This window comes from Kribbella sp. VKM Ac-2571, assembly GCF_004362255.1.
In the GTDB taxonomy this organism is placed as follows: Bacteria; Actinomycetota; Actinomycetes; order Propionibacteriales; family Kribbellaceae; genus Kribbella; species Kribbella pratensis.
In genome coordinates this window covers 168,681-183,567 of the sequence record NZ_SNWS01000010.1, presented here as the reverse complement: position 1 = coordinate 183,567, position 14,887 = coordinate 168,681, and the positions used below count along the sequence as shown (strand labels likewise).

Annotated in this window: 18 protein-coding genes; 6 read left to right on the top strand and 12 right to left on the bottom strand. The window is 67.9% G+C overall.

Features of this window, described 5'->3' with window-relative positions; translation table 11 throughout:
• Window positions 1-94 precede the first annotated feature (94 nt).
• From EV651_RS22905 to EV651_RS43300, 6 genes are read right to left on the bottom strand one after another with little or no spacing between them, the layout of a single operon-like run.
• Window positions 95-919 (bottom strand): family 16 glycosylhydrolase, encoded by an 825-nt coding sequence (locus EV651_RS22905; RefSeq protein ID WP_166658713.1) that lies wholly within the window; start codon window positions 917-919, stop codon window positions 95-97.
• Window positions 919-1,740, bottom strand: coding sequence for a carbohydrate ABC transporter permease (locus EV651_RS22900; RefSeq protein ID WP_133787272.1), 822 nt, complete (start codon window positions 1,738-1,740; stop codon window positions 919-921). Before EV651_RS22900 ends, EV651_RS22905 begins: the two co-directional genes overlap by 1 nt.
• On the bottom strand, window positions 1,737-2,723 hold the full coding sequence (locus tag EV651_RS22895; protein ID WP_133787271.1) for a carbohydrate ABC transporter permease: 987 nt from the start codon (window positions 2,721-2,723) through the stop codon (window positions 1,737-1,739). The genes EV651_RS22900 and EV651_RS22895 overlap by 4 nt, the downstream gene beginning before the upstream one ends.
• On the bottom strand, window positions 2,720-4,084 hold the full coding sequence (locus EV651_RS22890) for an extracellular solute-binding protein (RefSeq protein ID WP_133787270.1): 1,365 nt from the start codon (window positions 4,082-4,084) through the stop codon (window positions 2,720-2,722). The genes EV651_RS22895 and EV651_RS22890 overlap by 4 nt, the downstream gene beginning before the upstream one ends.
• Window positions 4,085-4,094: 10 nt before the next feature.
• The gene (locus EV651_RS22885) at window positions 4,095-4,874 is read right to left on the bottom strand and encodes an NAD(P)-dependent oxidoreductase (RefSeq protein ID WP_133787269.1); all 780 of its coding nucleotides are present in this window, start codon (window positions 4,872-4,874) and stop codon (window positions 4,095-4,097) included.
• Window positions 4,835-4,954, bottom strand: a complete 120-nt coding sequence (locus EV651_RS43300; protein ID WP_133787268.1) for a CxxxxCH/CxxCH domain-containing protein — start codon at window positions 4,952-4,954, stop codon at window positions 4,835-4,837. Before EV651_RS43300 ends, EV651_RS22885 begins: the two co-directional genes overlap by 40 nt.
• A gap of 63 nt (window positions 4,955-5,017) precedes the next feature.
• Here EV651_RS43300 and EV651_RS22875 point away from each other — a divergent pair, with 63 nt between their 5' ends.
• Genes EV651_RS22875 through EV651_RS22865 form a run of 3 tightly spaced genes read left to right on the top strand, consistent with a single transcriptional unit; the run spans window position 5,018 to window position 8,648 of the window.
• Complete coding sequence (locus EV651_RS22875) at window positions 5,018-6,265, top strand: ROK family transcriptional regulator (RefSeq protein WP_133787267.1); 1,248 nt, start codon at window positions 5,018-5,020, stop codon at window positions 6,263-6,265.
• Complete coding sequence (dgoD, locus tag EV651_RS22870) at window positions 6,262-7,407, top strand: galactonate dehydratase (protein WP_133787266.1); 1,146 nt, start codon at window positions 6,262-6,264, stop codon at window positions 7,405-7,407. The genes EV651_RS22875 and dgoD overlap by 4 nt, the downstream gene beginning before the upstream one ends.
• Complete coding sequence (locus EV651_RS22865; RefSeq protein ID WP_202870463.1) at window positions 7,401-8,648, top strand: glycoside hydrolase family 27 protein; 1,248 nt, start codon at window positions 7,401-7,403, stop codon at window positions 8,646-8,648. The genes dgoD and EV651_RS22865 overlap by 7 nt, the downstream gene beginning before the upstream one ends.
• 61 nt (window positions 8,649-8,709) lie before the next feature.
• On the opposite strand, the gene EV651_RS22860 is transcribed toward EV651_RS22865, so the two are convergent.
• The 4 genes from EV651_RS22860 to EV651_RS22845 form a co-directional block, all read right to left on the bottom strand.
• Entirely contained in the window at window positions 8,710-8,994 is a 285-nt protein-coding gene (locus EV651_RS22860) for a hypothetical protein (RefSeq protein ID WP_133787265.1), read from the bottom strand.
• Between the two features lie 97 nt (window positions 8,995-9,091).
• Complete coding sequence (locus tag EV651_RS22855; RefSeq protein WP_133787264.1) at window positions 9,092-9,547, bottom strand: NUDIX hydrolase; 456 nt, start codon at window positions 9,545-9,547, stop codon at window positions 9,092-9,094.
• On the bottom strand, window positions 9,547-10,314 hold the full coding sequence (locus EV651_RS22850) for an SDR family NAD(P)-dependent oxidoreductase (RefSeq protein WP_133787263.1): 768 nt from the start codon (window positions 10,312-10,314) through the stop codon (window positions 9,547-9,549). Before EV651_RS22850 ends, EV651_RS22855 begins: the two co-directional genes overlap by 1 nt.
• The gene (locus EV651_RS22845; RefSeq protein WP_133787262.1) at window positions 10,314-11,462 is read right to left on the bottom strand and encodes an acyl-CoA dehydrogenase family protein; all 1,149 of its coding nucleotides are present in this window, start codon (window positions 11,460-11,462) and stop codon (window positions 10,314-10,316) included. The genes EV651_RS22850 and EV651_RS22845 overlap by 1 nt, the downstream gene beginning before the upstream one ends.
• An 85-nt stretch (window positions 11,463-11,547) precedes the next feature.
• Here EV651_RS22845 and EV651_RS22840 point away from each other — a divergent pair, with 85 nt between their 5' ends.
• The 3 genes from EV651_RS22840 to EV651_RS22830 all read left to right on the top strand — a co-directional run bounded on the left by EV651_RS22840 (window position 11,548) and on the right by EV651_RS22830 (window position 14,129).
• A complete protein-coding gene (locus EV651_RS22840; protein ID WP_133787261.1) occupies window positions 11,548-12,132 on the top strand; it encodes a TetR/AcrR family transcriptional regulator in 585 nt (194 codons plus the stop codon).
• Window positions 12,133-12,231: 99 nt separating this feature from the next.
• On the top strand, window positions 12,232-13,110 hold the full coding sequence (locus EV651_RS22835) for a S1 family peptidase (RefSeq protein ID WP_133787260.1): 879 nt from the start codon (window positions 12,232-12,234) through the stop codon (window positions 13,108-13,110).
• A gap of 131 nt (window positions 13,111-13,241) precedes the next feature.
• On the top strand, window positions 13,242-14,129 hold the full coding sequence (locus EV651_RS22830; RefSeq protein WP_133787416.1) for a S1 family peptidase: 888 nt from the start codon (window positions 13,242-13,244) through the stop codon (window positions 14,127-14,129).
• A gap of 46 nt (window positions 14,130-14,175) precedes the next feature.
• Here EV651_RS22830 and EV651_RS22825 read toward each other — a convergent pair whose 3' ends face one another.
• Together EV651_RS22825 and EV651_RS22820 are read right to left on the bottom strand one after the other, a co-directional pair.
• The gene (locus tag EV651_RS22825) at window positions 14,176-14,580 is read right to left on the bottom strand and encodes a type II toxin-antitoxin system VapC family toxin (protein WP_133787259.1); all 405 of its coding nucleotides are present in this window, start codon (window positions 14,578-14,580) and stop codon (window positions 14,176-14,178) included.
• A complete protein-coding gene (locus EV651_RS22820) occupies window positions 14,577-14,858 on the bottom strand; it encodes a type II toxin-antitoxin system Phd/YefM family antitoxin (RefSeq protein WP_133787258.1) in 282 nt (93 codons plus the stop codon). Before EV651_RS22820 ends, EV651_RS22825 begins: the two co-directional genes overlap by 4 nt.
• Window positions 14,859-14,887: the final 29 nt, after the last annotated feature.

The following is a 14,887-nucleotide window of genomic DNA, read 5'->3' as shown; positions in this document are numbered from 1 at the left end:
CAGAATAGTACATATTTGTCTGACACCCACCCTTCCTTGTGGTCGCCAGAGAAGGTACGGGTGTTTCGATCCGGATCAGCCCTTGTCCACAGGGTTATTTCGACTGATAGGTCCGGACGTAGTCGATGTCGAAGGAGTTGGGGAACGGGGTTGTGGGGTCGGGTGGGCCGCCGCGGTCGGGGTTGGCCCAGGTGCCGCTGTTGAGGACGACGTACATGGGCTTGTCGGGGACCTGGGCGCCGGTGATGGTCGAGGTCGGTTTGCCGTCGACGGTGAAGGCGATGCGGCCGGGTGACCACAGCACGCCGTACGTGTGCCAACCGGTCGTGGGATTGAGTCCGGTCGCCCAATGGCTGTCCCAGCGGACGTCCGGCCAGGTGCCCGACGCCAGGCCGCTGTGCATGCTCTCGATACTTCCGAACCACTCGGCGACGTCGATCTCCGGCGGCCAGCTGCGGTCCTGCGGAATCAGCCAGAACGCCGGCCACAACCCCTTGCCGGCCGGGAACTTCGCGCAGATCTCCCAGTACCCGTAGGTCTGGAAGAACTTGTCGTGCGAGGAGATGAACCCCTCGGTGTACTGGTAGGTCCCGGCCGGATCCGTGCCCACCACCGGCTTGTTGTCGGTCACCAGCCGCAACTTCCCATCGGACAGCACAACGTTCTCGTCGACGGCGTAACTCCCGTACGACGTGTTGTGGTAGTGCCCACCCGCCCGTCCGGGGAAGTCCATCACCGTGCTCCACGACCGCCGGTCCAACGCCTGCCCACCGAACTCGTCGTGCCAGCTCAACCGCATCCCAGCAGGTCGCTGCGGCGCCGACGTACACGTTGGACTCGCCGCCTGCGCTTGGGCGGGGACGCTGGTGAGGCTTGCCGTGAGAAACAGCACGGCAGCGCCCAAGATTCGCAGTTTCATCATTTGATCCCTGACGTCGAGAAGCCGCTGACGAAGCGGCGTTGCATGAACAGGAAGAGGATCAGGACGGGGAGGACGTACATGACGGCACCGGCGGCGACCAGGTTGTTCATCGGGAGGCCCTTGTCGTTGACGTAGCCGGTGGCCATCGCGACGGCCAGGGTCGTGCTGTCCTGGCTGAGGAACATGGCCGGGCCGACGAAGTCACCCCAGGCGTGCGTGAAGGAGAGGATCACGCTGGCCGCGATCACCGGCCAGGACTGCGGCAGGAAGATCCGCCAGAAGATTCCGACGTACCCGCAGCCGTCGATGATCGCGGCCTCCTCCATCTCCCGCGGGATACCGGCGAAGAACTGCCGGAACAGGAAGATCAGGAACGCGCTGCCGCCCAGCCCCCACGCGACCCACGGCCAGTACGTGTTGACCATGTGCAGCTTCGCGAAGATCAGGTACGTCGGAACGAGTGTGACGATCCCCGGCAGCATCATCGTCGCCAGCAGCACGACGAACAACTGCTTCTTGCCGGGCGCGGTCAGCCGCGCGAACCCGAATCCGACCCAGGCCGAGCTCAGCGTGGTCAACGTCGTACTGATGAACGCGATGGTCAGCGAGTTCTGCGCGGCGCCGAGGAAGTTCACGCTGGTGATCGCCTCGGTGTAGTTCTCGAACCGCGGCTGCGACGGCCACCAGGTCGGCGGAAAGGACGCCATGTCCGCCGACGACTTCAGCGAGCTCGACACCAGCCACAGGATCGGGCTGATCATCACCAGGACGACAGCCAGCAGTACGAGGGACAGCGCCCACCGGTAGGTCCGCGTCATTTCGAGGCCCCTTCCGGTTCGACGGTGTAGAAGACGGTCCGGGCGCTCACCTTGATGATCAGCAGGGTGACGAGCAGGATCACCGCGAACAGCAGCCACAACATCGCCGACGCGTAGCCGAAGCGGGAGGCGCTGAAGTACTGGGCGAAGACGTGGATCATGTACAGGTAGTTGCCCTGAGGCACCGCACCGGCGCCGCTGAGCGAGCCCGACGACAACAGCAACGGCGCGAACGACTGCAGCGAGCCGATCATGCCGGTGATCACCTGGAACAGGATCACCGGCGACAGCAACGGGATGGTGATCCTGGTGAACGACTGCCAGTACGACGCTCCGTCGACCTGGGCGGCCTCGAGCAGCTCCCGGGGAATGTCCTGCAATCCCGCCAGCGAGATGATCATCGATCCGCCGCAGCCCCACAGCACCAGGGCATACAGCACATAGCGGACGTTCGGATCCACCAGCCAGGTGATCGGGTTCGCACCGAGGGTGCTCAGGATGCCGTTCGCCGCGCCGGCGTCGCGGTCGAAGATCAGCCGGAACGTCAGGGCCGCTCCGACCGGCGGCACCACGGCCGGCAGATAGATCAGCGCCCGGTACAACCCCCGCGCCCGGATCGGCTGGTTCACCATCACCGCCAGGAGCAGCCCGGCCAGGATCGACAACGGTACGGTGACGAGCGCGAACATGCCGGTCTTGGCGAGCGAGCTCAGGGTCAGCGGGTCATGGAAGATGTCGACGTAGTTCTGGAAGCCGACGAAGTGCGTCCGGGGCGACAGGCCGTCGGAGTCCGTCAGGCTGAGCCAGAACGCATACCCGAGCGGGAACACGGTCAGGCCGACGAACCCGAGGACCCACGGGGCGACGAACAGGTAGAAGGTGCGCGCTTTGCGCAGCGTCGGCGGCTTCTTCTTCCGGTCCGGGCGCTCGACCGCGGCCTCCGCGACGGTGGAACGCCGTACGTCGGTCAGAGCGGAGCTCACCGCAACCGCTTCTTTCCGTCCGCGAGCTGCGCGTTGATCTGCGAGTTCAGCGTATCGGCGAACTGACCGGCCGACATCGAGCCCTTGATTGCCTTGGGCAACTCCCGGGTGATGACCGCGTTGATCGCGTCCTGCCGGACGTACGGGGTGACGGACGTGACCGAGAAGTGCTGCTGCTCGGCCATCTGCACCTCGTAGGCCTGCTTCTGGTACGGCAGCTTCTGCGGCATCAGCTTCTGCAGCGACTTGAGCGGTGGGATGCCCCAGCCGCCGGCCGCCCGCGCCTTGGCGGGGTCGCCGGCCATGAACCACTCCAGCACGGCCCAGGCGGCATCCTTGTTCTTGCTCGCCTTGGGGATCCACAAGCCGGTCGCGCCGAAGCACGGACTGATCCGCCGGCCGGTGTCGAACTGCGGCGCCGGCGCGAAGCCCGCGACCTTGGCGGACTTCGGGTCGCCGGCGAACAAGCCACCGAGCCAGTAGCCGCTGAGCGTGGCCGCCATCCGGCCGGCCTGGAAGGTCGGGCCGTCCCAGCCGTTCGGGTCGGGGTTGAGCACGGTCGGCCCGATGCCCGCCTTCGCGTAGTCCAGGTACCAGGTGAGCGCACGCTGCGCCTCCGGGCTGCTGAAGTCGACCGAGGCCAGGTCGTCGGACGTCAGCTTCCCGCCGGCCAGGTCGGTCAGCCAGCTCAGCTGCGTGAACAGGCCCAGCCCGTTCGGGTTCAGGCCGTAGACGCTGACCTTGGCGCCCTGCCGCTTCACCAGGCGCTTGCCCTCGTCGAGCAGTTCGTCGAGCAGCAGCGGCGTCGTCGCACTCGGATGGGTCACCTTCGCCTGGTCGAACAGCGCGCTGTTGAACCAGATCGTGCAGTCCTGCGAATAGTCCTTTGCGAAGCCGTACCGCGGACCACTGCCCTGCTTCTCGCCGTCGAACCGCCACAGGTCGTTGACCGGGTCGATGTCGTCGGCCTTGATCAGCGTGCTCTTGGCGAAGTACGGATCCAGGTTCTCCGCCACCTGCCGCGCCACCAGGTACGGCGTGTCGAGCGCACCCATGCCCCGGACCACGTCCGGCGGGTTGCCGCTGGCGAGCATCGCGGTCAGCTTGGTCAGGTCGTACTCGACGGTCTTCACCGTGACACCGAGCGCCTGCCCGGCGGCCTTCGCCTCCTTCGGGCCGAACTCGCCCGACTGCGACATGACGGTCACAGTGCCCTTGGCGGCCGAGCCTGTGCCAGGAGCCGCGGCCGGGGTGTTCGTGGAGGACGCGGGTGAGCAGCCCACCGCCAGCGCACCGCCGGCGGCCGCGCCGCCGAGCGCCAGGAACCGGCGGCGGGAGAGCCCTGCGTTCGTTGTGGTCATGGCCAGCCTCTCAATCGGATGTCTCGGGGTCGAACAGCCGGCAGACCGGGCCGGAGGAGGGGCCGGCCCGGTCCGCCAGGGCTTCGCTGTCGTCTTCTGGTCGATAGCCCAGCTCGTGCCGGGCGGAGGTGGTGTCCCAGTAATTGCGGGTGTTCGCGGACACGCCGAAGTGCACGCCGTACCGCTCTCGCGCCTGGAGGGCGGCGAGCATCAGCCGGCCGGCGTCGTCATCGGACAGCCACTGCCCGAGGTAGCGGCGTTCGGTCGGTGGCCAACCGGTCAGGCCCAGACGCAGGCAGGTGACCGACGTTCCGGTGCGCTCGGCATGGGTCCGGCCGAGCGCCTCCAGGACGACCTTGCCAAGTCCGTACGGACAGCACGGTCGCGGGTCGAGCCGTGGATCGACAGGCCAGTACTGCGGCCGGTTGTACTCACCCAATGCGTGCAGCGAACTGGCCAGCACCAGCTTCGGTACGGCGTGCGCCGCGGCGGCCTCGAGTACGACCTGGGTCGTCCACACGTTGGCGGCGTACACGCTGTCCCACGTCTGCCACGGGCTGCTGTTCCCGGCCAGGTGCAGGACGGCGTCAGCTCCCGCCAAGGCGTCGCGGGTCTCTTCTGGATCGCCCAGGTCGGCCTGCACCAGCCCGGTAGTTCGCCGCGCCGGGACGGCGCTGTCGATCAGCCGCACCCTGTAGTGCTTGCGCAGCCACGGCAGCACCACCGTGGCGACGCGCCCCAGTCCGCCGGTCACCACCACCAGCGGCGCGTTGTCGAGCTCAGCGTCCATGTCGTTCGTCCGGTCGCCGGGCCCGGGGTGGTCCCCGGGCTGTGGCAGGAATTGTTCGAGCACTTCGCCGTTTGTGTCAAGAGTGTGAACGCAGTTTGTCAGTTTTGTTGACGGCGGTTCGGAGTTCGTCAATACTTTTCGTCGTGGCTGCCAAGGACACCGGATCTCTACGAGCGCTACGGCGCACGAACTCCGAACGGATGCTGTCCGCGCTGATGGAGCACGGAGCACTGCACCGGGCGGAGCTCGCGCGGATCTGCGGTGTGTCCCGGACGACGGTGTCGACGATCGCGGCCGACCTGATCACCGGCGGCGTCGTGATCGAGGTGGTCGGCGACCAGGTCGCTCGGGCCGGTATCGACGCGTCCGAGGTCGACGGCCGGGCGCGCGGATTCCTGCGGGCCAACCCGGCGGCCGGCGCGGCGGGAGGCCTCGACTTCACTCTCGAACGCGTCTGGTGCCACCTCACCGACCTGTCCGGCGAGACGCTGGCCAGCGACGGGGTCCGCGTGGGTCGGGACACCCCCTGGCAGGAGCGGCTCGCGGCCGGGATCGAGTTGCTCGACGGCCTCCTGGAGCAGACCGGTCGGGGCCGCGACAACCTGGTCGGCGTCGCGATCGGCGTGCCCGGGCCGCTCGACCTGCAGACCGGCGTGGTCGGCCCGTCGCTGCCCGGTCAGGCCTGGGCAGGGGTGAACGTCGCGGCGGAGTTCGGCCGGCGCCTCGACGTACCGGTGCTGGTGGAGAACAACACGCGGCTCGAGGCGGTGGCCGAGTTCACGTGGGGCGCGGGGCGGGACATCCGCGACGTGCTCTATCTCGGGTTGTCGACCGGGATCGGGTCCGGATTGCTTGTCGACGGCAACCTTCATCACGGCGGCGCCCGCGGTGGCGGCGGCGAGATCGGCCACCTGTCCGCGGATTCCAACGGTGCGCCCTGCCCATGCGGGAATCGCGGCTGCCTGGTGCAGTACGCGTCACTTCCCGCCGTACTCACGGCTCTCGCGCCGGTGCTCGGCGAGGACGCCGGTCTCGACGAGTTGCTCGCAGCCGCCGCCGACGGTCAGACGGAAACCTTGCAGGTGCTGCGTGAGGCCGGTGAGCTGACCGGGCGGGTGCTCGCGAACATCTGCAACCTGCTGAACCCGGAGCGGATCATCGTCGGCGGCGAGCTCGCGCGGGCCGGCGACCTGATCCTGGATCCGATCCGCGCCACCCTCCGCCGTACGGCGATGGCACTCACCCGCGACGTCGACGTGGTCGCGGCCGAACTCGACCTCGGCGCCCGCGCCGGTGCGTCCGGCGCCGCCGCCCTGGTGCTGCGCCAGACCGACCAACTGGTCGCCGCGCTTCTGTCCGCTCCTGACCGGCAACCGAATGAGGCAGTGTGAAGATCGTCGGATACGAGACGTTCCTGGTGGCGCCGCGGTGGCAGTTCCTGCGGATCGACACCGACGAAGGGATCAGCGGGTGGGGTGAGCCGATCGTCGAGGGCCGCGCCGAGGCCGTCCAGGGCGCGGTCGCGGCCCTGATGGAGTACTTGGTCGGCGCGGATCCGCTGCGGATCGAGGAGCACTGGCAGGTGATGGCGAAGGGCGGCTTCTACCGCGGCGGTCCGGTGCTGTCGAGCGCGCTCGCCGGCATCGACCAGGCGCTGTGGGACATCAAGGGCCGCTACCACGAGGTCCCTGTGCACGAGTTGCTCGGCGGACCGGTCCGGGAGCGGGCGCGCGTCTACACGTGGGTCCACGGGCGTGACAACGCGCAGCTGGTCGACGAGGCCGAAGCCAAGGTGGAGAAGGGCTTCACGGCCCTCAAGCTCAACCTGTCCGAGGCGCTGCCGCCGATCCCGTCGCCTGCCCAGCTCCGGGTCGCGGTGAGCCGGGTCGAGGCGCTGCGGGACGCACTCGGCGACGGTATCGACATCGCACTCGATTTCCACGGCCGGTTCAGTACGGCGGCGACGCGGCAGATCCTGCCCCTGCTCGAGCCGCTGCTGCCGATGTTCGTCGAAGAGCCGGTGCTGCCCGAGTTCGCCCGCGACCTGCGCCGGATCACCGAATCGACCAGTATCCCGATCGCCACCGGCGAGCGGCTGTTCTCCCGGTGGGACTTCCGCGACGTCCTGACCACCGGCATCGCGGTCGCCCAGCCGGACATCTCGCACGCCGGGGGCATCTCTGAAGTACGCCGGATCGCCGCGATGGCCGAGGCGTACGACGTGAGCGTCGCTCCGCACTGCCCGCTCGGGCCGATCACGCTGGCCGCGAGCCTGCAACTCGACTTCGCGATCCCGAACTTCCTGATCCAGGAGCAGAGCCTCGGCATCGAGTACGGCGGCGGCAACGCGCTGCTCGACTACCTGGTGGATCCGAACGTCTTCGCGTTCACCGACGGGCATGTGCAACGCCCCACCGGTCCCGGCCTGGGCATCCAGGTCAACGAGGACGTCGTACGGGCAGCCGCCGCGGAGCCGCATCGTTGGCGATCACCCGTGCTGCGGCACGACGACGGATCCTTCGCGGAATGGTGAGCGCCGCGACCCCGCCGATGGGGTGGAACAGCTGGGACTGCTTCGGTACGACGGTCACCGAGGCCGAGGTGCTCGCGAACGCGCAGGTGATGCACGACCAGTTGCTGCCGTTCGGGTGGGACACGGTGGTCGTGGACATCGCCTGGTACGACCCGACCGCTCGATCACACGGCTACAACGAGAACGCGCCGGTCGTTCTGGACGACTACGGCCGCCAACTGCCGGCGCCGCTGCGGTTCCCCTCAGCCGCGGGCGGTGCCGGCTTCGGGCCGTTGGCCGCGAAGGTGCACGAGCTCGGGCTGAAGTTCGGGCTGCACATCATGCGCGGCATCCCGCGGCGGGCGGTCGAGCTCGACCTCCCGGTGTACGGGACGCGGTGGACGGCGCGGGAGGTCGCGGATCCCGATCACGTCTGCCCGTGGAACCCGGACAATCTCGGACTGAACCACGACCATCCCGGCGCGCAGGCCTACTACGACGCTCAGGTCGCGCAGTTCGCCGAGTGGGGTGTGGACTTCGTGAAGGCGGACGACATGCTCGCGCCGTACCACGATCGCGAGATCGCGGCGTACGCGCAGGCGATCGCGCGGAGCGGGCGGGACATCGTCCTGTCCTTGTCACCCGGCACGCGGTTGTCGACGCATCATGTCGAGCATCTGCGGGCCAACGCGCAGCTCTGGCGGATCTCCGACGACCTGTGGGACCGGTGGGAGGACGTGCACGCGCAGTTCGCGCGACTGGCGCGGTGGGCGCCGTTCCAGCAGGCCGGCGGTTGGGCGGACGCGGACATGCTGCCACTCGGCCACATCGGCATCCGGGCCGAACGCGGCGACGACCGCGACAGCCGCCTCACCGTCGACGAACAGAAGACGCTGCTCACCCTCTGGGTCATGGCTCGCTCGCCGCTCATGATGGGCGGCGACCTCCCCAGCACATCCCCGGAAACCCTTGCCCTGTTGAAGAATCCGGCCCTCGCCGAGCTGCTCACCACGTCGTACGACGGCCGCGAAATCATCCGCGAGCCGGTGGACGACGGCGAGCTGATCGTCTGGACGGCGCAAGGCGACAACTGCTCTTACGCAGCCCTGTTCTGGACCGGCGCCGCGCCCCGAGAGGTTCTGCTCCCTGGCGAACTTCCCGCCCCGTCACAAGACCTCTGGACCGGCACACCGACTGCCGAGCGCGTGCACGTCGTCCCTGCGCACGGCGTTCGCTGGCTGAAGCTCAGCTCACGGCTGTGAGGTTCGAGTTTCGTGTCCGGGGCGATCCCCGATCCACCCCGGACACGAACTCCGACCGGACCTACTTGTAGACAACCCACAGCTCGTAGTCGTCGCCCGGGACGGCCGAGCCGTTGATGCACTTGTACTTCGTCCACTTGGTGCCGGCGGCACCGGCTGCGTGGCAGTCCGACTGCCAGAAGAAGTCACCGACGTACTCCCAGTTGTCGGCGGCAACAGCTTGCGAGGATGCGGTGGCCGTCGCGGGCACTGGCGCCTCGACCGCCTGCGCCGCCGGTACGGCGAGGCCGCCCGCCGCGATCGCTCCGCCGGCCAGGACGCTGTAGAAAACCCTGCGAATGTTCATGATCCGTACCTTTCGTGGTTGGCTCGATCACTTCGAGAGTGCCGGTCGAACCACGAGGGCCGCACCTCCTTTCGGGCGACCCCGAAAGGAGCGAGACCTATTCGATGAGGGCCGAAAGCAACCACTTGGAAAGTGGCGCATCTCCCAATTCCTGAAGGTCTTTCACCCACCGCGCCTCGGCGATCTCAGGCGACAAGATGAGCGAGTCGTCGCCGGGGACACCTGCGGTGAGGATCGTGAGGGTGTCGTGTTTGCCCTCGAGGGTGGTGACGGTGGTGTCGAGGACCGTGAAGGCATCGGCCGGTACGACGAGGCCCAGTTCCTCGTGGATCTCACGGGCAGCCGCGTGCGCCGGCGTTTCGCGGGCTGGTTTGTAGCCGCCGCCGGGTAGTGCCCAGCGGCGGGTGTCGGCGTACGAGTGGCGAACGACCAGGAAGCGGCCGTCCGCTTGGCGGAGCAGAGCCTTGACGCCGAACGTCGTGGGTTTGCGGACGCGGAACCAGAGTTGGGCGAATGGGGAGCTGGCGCGGAGTAGGAGGGCTCGGGGGCGCATTAGCGGGGTGGCATGCGGAGGGCGCCGTCCAGGCGGATTACTTCGCCGTTGAGGAGTTGGTTGTCGAGGATGTGGCGGACGAGGGCGGCGTACTCGGAGGGCTTGCCGAGGCGGGAGGGGTGGGGAACCTGTTGTTCGAGGACTGTGCGGGTTTCCTCGGGGAGGCCGGCGAGCATGGGGGTCTCCATCGTGCCGGGGGCGATCGTGACGACCCGGATCCCCTTGTCCGCGAGGTCGCGGGCGGCGGTCAGGGTCAGTGCGACGATGCCGCCCTTGCTGGACGCGTACGCCGCCTGCCCGACCTGACCGTCGTACGCCGCAATCGACGCGGTCATGATCACGACGCCGCGGTCACCGTCCGCAGAAGGCTCCAGCGCGATCATCCGCTCCGCAGCCAGCCGGAGCACGTTGAAGGTGCCGATCAGGTTGATCTCGATCACCTGCCGGAAAGTTGCCAGCGGCAACGCACCCTTCCGCCCGACGACCCGGCCGGGGGTGGCGACGCCGGCGCAGTTCACCACCACCCGCAGCGTGCCCAGCGCCTCCGCCGCGTCGAGCGCCGCGGCCACCGCGGTCTCGTCGGTGACGTCGGTCGGCGCGAACACCACCCGATCGCCCAGCTCGTCCGCGACCGCCTTGCCCGCGGACGACGGCAGGTCGACGATCACGACGCCCAGTCCGTCCGCGGCCAACCGCCGTACGGTCGCCTCTCCGAGCCCGGAACCGCCACCGGTGACGAGAGCGACATCGGACGGACTGAACTGCATCACACGCTCCTCAACAAGTCACGGCTGATCACGAGCCGCTGGATCTGGTTCGTACCTTCGAAGATCTGGGTCACCTTGGCCTCGCGCATGTAGCGTTCGACCGGGAACTCCCGGGTGTAACCGTACCCACCGAGCACCTGCACCGCGTCCGTGGTCACCTTCATCGCCGCGTCGGTGCAGACCAGCTTCGCGATCGCCGCCTGCTGCGTGAACGGCCGGCCGAGGTCACGCCGGCGGGCGGCCTGCAGGTACGTCGATCGCCCGGACTCGACCGCAGCCGCCATGTCGGCGAGCAGGAACTGCACGCCCTGGAACTCCGCGATCGAGTGCCCGAACTGCTGCCGCTCCTTCGCGTACGTCGCCGCGGCTTCGAGGGCCGCCTGCGCGAGGCCGATCGCACACGCGGCGATCCCGAGCCGGCCGGAGTCCAGCGCGGACAGCGCGATCCGCATCCCCTGCCCCTCGGTCCCGATCAGGTTCGCGGCCGGGACCCGGACGTTGTCGTAGTTGACCAGCGTGGTGGTCGACCCGGTCAGGCCCATCTTCCGCTCCGGGGCGCCGAAGCTCAGTCCCTCGGCCGACGCAGGCACGTGGAACGCGGAGATCCCGCGTGTCCGGTCGTCGGAGGTGCGGGCGAAGGTGGTGTAGAAGTCGGCGTGCGAGCCGTGGCTGATCCACGCCTTGGTCCCGTTCAGGACGTAGTCGTCGCCGTCCCGGACGGCCCGCGTGGTCATCGAACTGATGTCGGAGCCGGCCTGCGGCTCGGACAGCGCGTAGGCACCGAGGTGCTCGCCGCCGATCATGTCCGGCAGCAGCCGCTCACGCTGCTCCGCGGTCCCGAACGTCGCCAGGGCGTAGGTGGTCATCGTGTGCACCGAGACACCGACGCCGACGGACATCCAGGCTGCGGCGATCTCCTCGAGCATCTGCAGGTAGACCTCGTACGGCTGCTCGGCACCGCCGTACTGCTCCGGATAGGGCAGGCCGAGCAGACCGGCCTTACCGAGCGTCCGGAACGCGTCCCGCGGGAAGGTCTCGCTCTCCTCCGCCTGGGCGGCGTACGGCGCGAGCTCGTGCTCGCACAGGTCGCGGACCAGGGCGAGCAGGTCAACGGATTCGTCAGTAGGCAGGAGACGATCGACAGCCATCAGGTACCCCTCTCAACAGCTGACGAAATGATACTCGTAACGATACTGACGAACGCAACTCAGTATCGTTCTATGCTGTCTCGATATGACAACAGTCGTTCCGGGGCGGCGGACCCGCCGGCAGTCCGAGCTGCTCGACCGGCTCCTGTCCCTGTTCCTCGAGCAGGGGTTCAGCCGGTTCACCCTGGACGACCTGGCCGCCGAGCTGCGCTGCAGCAAGACGACCCTCTACGCGCTGGCGCCGAGCAAGGAGCAGCTCGCCGTCGAGGTCGTGAAGCACTACTTCAAGAACGCCACTGCCCAGGTGGAGTCCGCGGTGGCCCGGCAGACCCGGCACGACCGGCGGATCGCGGCGTACCTGAACGCGGTCGCGGACGCGCTGCGGCCGGCCAGCCGGACCTTCCTCGACGACGTGGCGACGTTCGCGCCGGCCCGGTCGGTGTACGAGCGGAACACCCGGATCGCCGCCGAGCGGGTCCGGACGCTGATCGAGGACGGCATCAACAACAAGATGTTCCGGCAGGTCGACATCGCCTTCGCGGCCGAGATGATCGCGCACACCATGCAGGCGATCCAGCGCGGCGACATCGCCCGCCGTACCGGACTGAACGACGCCGAGGCGTACCGCGAACTGGCCTCCTTCGTCCTGCACTCCCTACGCATGGACTGAACCGGGCCCGGACTGAACCACCGCGCCGTTTAAGGTTGGGGACCGTCCTCTTGCTGCCATACCGCGCATCAGAGCCGTACGCCCCGGAAGGCTGATGACATGAACACTCTCCGACGAGCCGCGGCCATGGTCGCCGCTGCCGCTCTCGCCCTCACCGCCGCCGTGCCGGCCGGGGCCGATCCGGTGAAGCCGCCCCGCCTCTCCGCCAAGGCGATCACCAAGACGTTGAACGACCAGATCCACACTCCTGGTACGGCGTGGATGACGCAGCCGGACGGCACCGTGCTGGTGTCGTACGACCCCACGGTCACCGGTACGAAGCTGAGCAAGCTGACCGGCCTGACCAAGCAGCTCGGGTCGAACGTCAAGCTCGAGAAGCTGCCCGGCAAGCTGCAGAAGTACATCAGCGGCGGCATGGCGACGTACGGCGGCGAGTACAAGTGCAGCGTCGGTTTCAACGTGCAGCGACGCGGCAAGTACTACTTCCTCACCGCCGGTCACTGCGGGGTCGACGCGGCCCGCTGGTACCAGGACCCGGGCCACAAGGTGTTCACGGGCGCGGTCCACCACGCCAGCTACCCGTGGAACGACTACGCCCTGGTCGTGTACCGCACCGACATCCCGCTGAAGGTGCCGGGCGGCAGCGTGTACCTCTACAACGGGCACTCGCAGGACATCACCAAGGCGATGAATCCGGGCCTCAACCAGCTGGTCTACCGCTCGGGCGCCACCAGCGGCCTGCACAGCGGCCGGGTGACCGGGCTGAACTCGGTCGTGAACTACGGTGACGGGCGCGTGGCCGGCCTGATCCGCACCAGCGTGTGCGCGGAGCCGGGCGACTCGGGCGGTCCGCTGTTCTACCGGCAGTGGGCGTTCGGCCTGACCTCCGGCGGTTCGGGCGACTGCACCTCGGGCGGCGTGACCTACTTCCAGCCGGTCGTGGAAGCCCTCAACGTGTACGGGGTCTCCATCTACTGAGCGGAGGTTTCCCCTACGCTCCGAGATTGTCTGAATACTCACGGAGATTGTGGGTAGGACTCGTCACGGTTGAAGTCAAGGACGCCCCGCCCCGAAGGCGTCCTCATCGTGAGGAGGCTGAAACCGTGAACATGTCCCCATTCCGCCGTACCACCGCTCTCCTGGCCGCGGCCGGGCTTGCTGCCGCCGGACTTCTGGCAACGCAGGCCTCGGCCGCACCGGTCAACCCGTCCACCCTGTCCACATTGTCGACAGCCGCGATCACCTCTACGCTCGTCAAGGACGCGACGATCCCGGGTACGGCGTGGCAGACCGACCCCGACGGCCGGATCATCGTGTCGTACGACGAAACCGTCACCGGCGCGAAGATGTCGAAACTCACCAGCGTCACCAAACAGTTCGGCGACCGGATCAAGCTCGAGAAGCTGTCCGGCAAGCTGACGAAGTACATCGCCGGCGGCGACGCCATCTACGGCGGGCAGTACCGCTGCTCGCTCGGCTTCAACGTGCGCAGCGGCACCACGTACTACTTCCTGACCGCAGGACACTGCGGGAACATCGCATCCAGCTGGTACTCGAACTCCAGCAAGACCACGCTGCTCGGCACCACGTACGGGTCGAGCTTCCCGGGTAACGACTACGCGATCGTGAAGTACAGCACGTCGTACACGAACCACCCCGGGACCGTGGACCTCTACAACGGTTCTTCCCAGGACATCACGTCCGCCGGCAACGCCTCGGTGGGGCAGGCGGTCAAGCGCAGCGGTAGCACGACCGGTGTGCACAGCGGCTCGGTGACCGCGACGAACGCCACGGTGAACTACGCCGAAGGCACTGTCACCGGCCTGATCCGTACGACGGTGTGCGCGGAAGGCGGCGACTCCGGCGGCGCGCTGTTCGCCGGCTCGGTGGCCCTCGGCCTCACCTCCGGCGGCTCCGGCAACTGCTCCTCCGGCGGCACCACCTACTTCCAGCCCGTCACCGAAGTACTCTCCCGCTACGGCGTGAGCGTCTACTGATCCCAAGAGCTGCGGGCTCGGAGGAAACTCCGGGCCCGCAGTGCCGTCAGGCCGGCGACAGGACGGGGAAACCGAGCTCCTCGGCCGCTGTAGTCAGCTCCTTGTCGTAGGTAACGAACTCGGACAGATCCGACCGGAACGGTTCGGCGCTCGCCAGGTGGATGGCGTCAAGAGAGCCCAGCTTGGCCGTGCGATACGCCATAGCCCGAGCGAGCACCGTCGAGGTGAGATCGGCCAGGTACACGCCACGGACCGCTTGCGCGGCGAAGTACGGCACCTGCTGATGATTGACTCCCGCACGGAGAAGCGTGCGGGTGATCTCCAGGCTCGCGAGTTCGCTGGTGACCAGCTCTGCGTCCGCAGGCAGTGCCTCACGCCAGGCACGCAGAGCAGCCGACTCGGCTTCCGGCTTGATGAACTTGAGCAGGGCGCAGGAATCGAGGTAGATCACCTGCGCCGCTCCTTGTCGCGATCCTCGATCAGCAGGTCGGACAGGCTGTCGACCTCTGGCGCCAACTCCAGCATCAGATCCGGCATCCCGAGCTCAGCCGGCGGGGATACCTCGCCAGAGTCCAGCAGATGCTGCAGAACTCCCGGATGCTCGTCTTCGGGAACAAGGCGAAGCACCGGACGGCCCCGGTCGGTCACGACGATCGTTTCGCCGGCCCGCACTCGAGCCACCGCCTTCGACGGATTCTGGTTCAGCTCCCGCAGCCCGATCGTCCTCATAGCACCAATGTAACTACATCAGGTAGTTA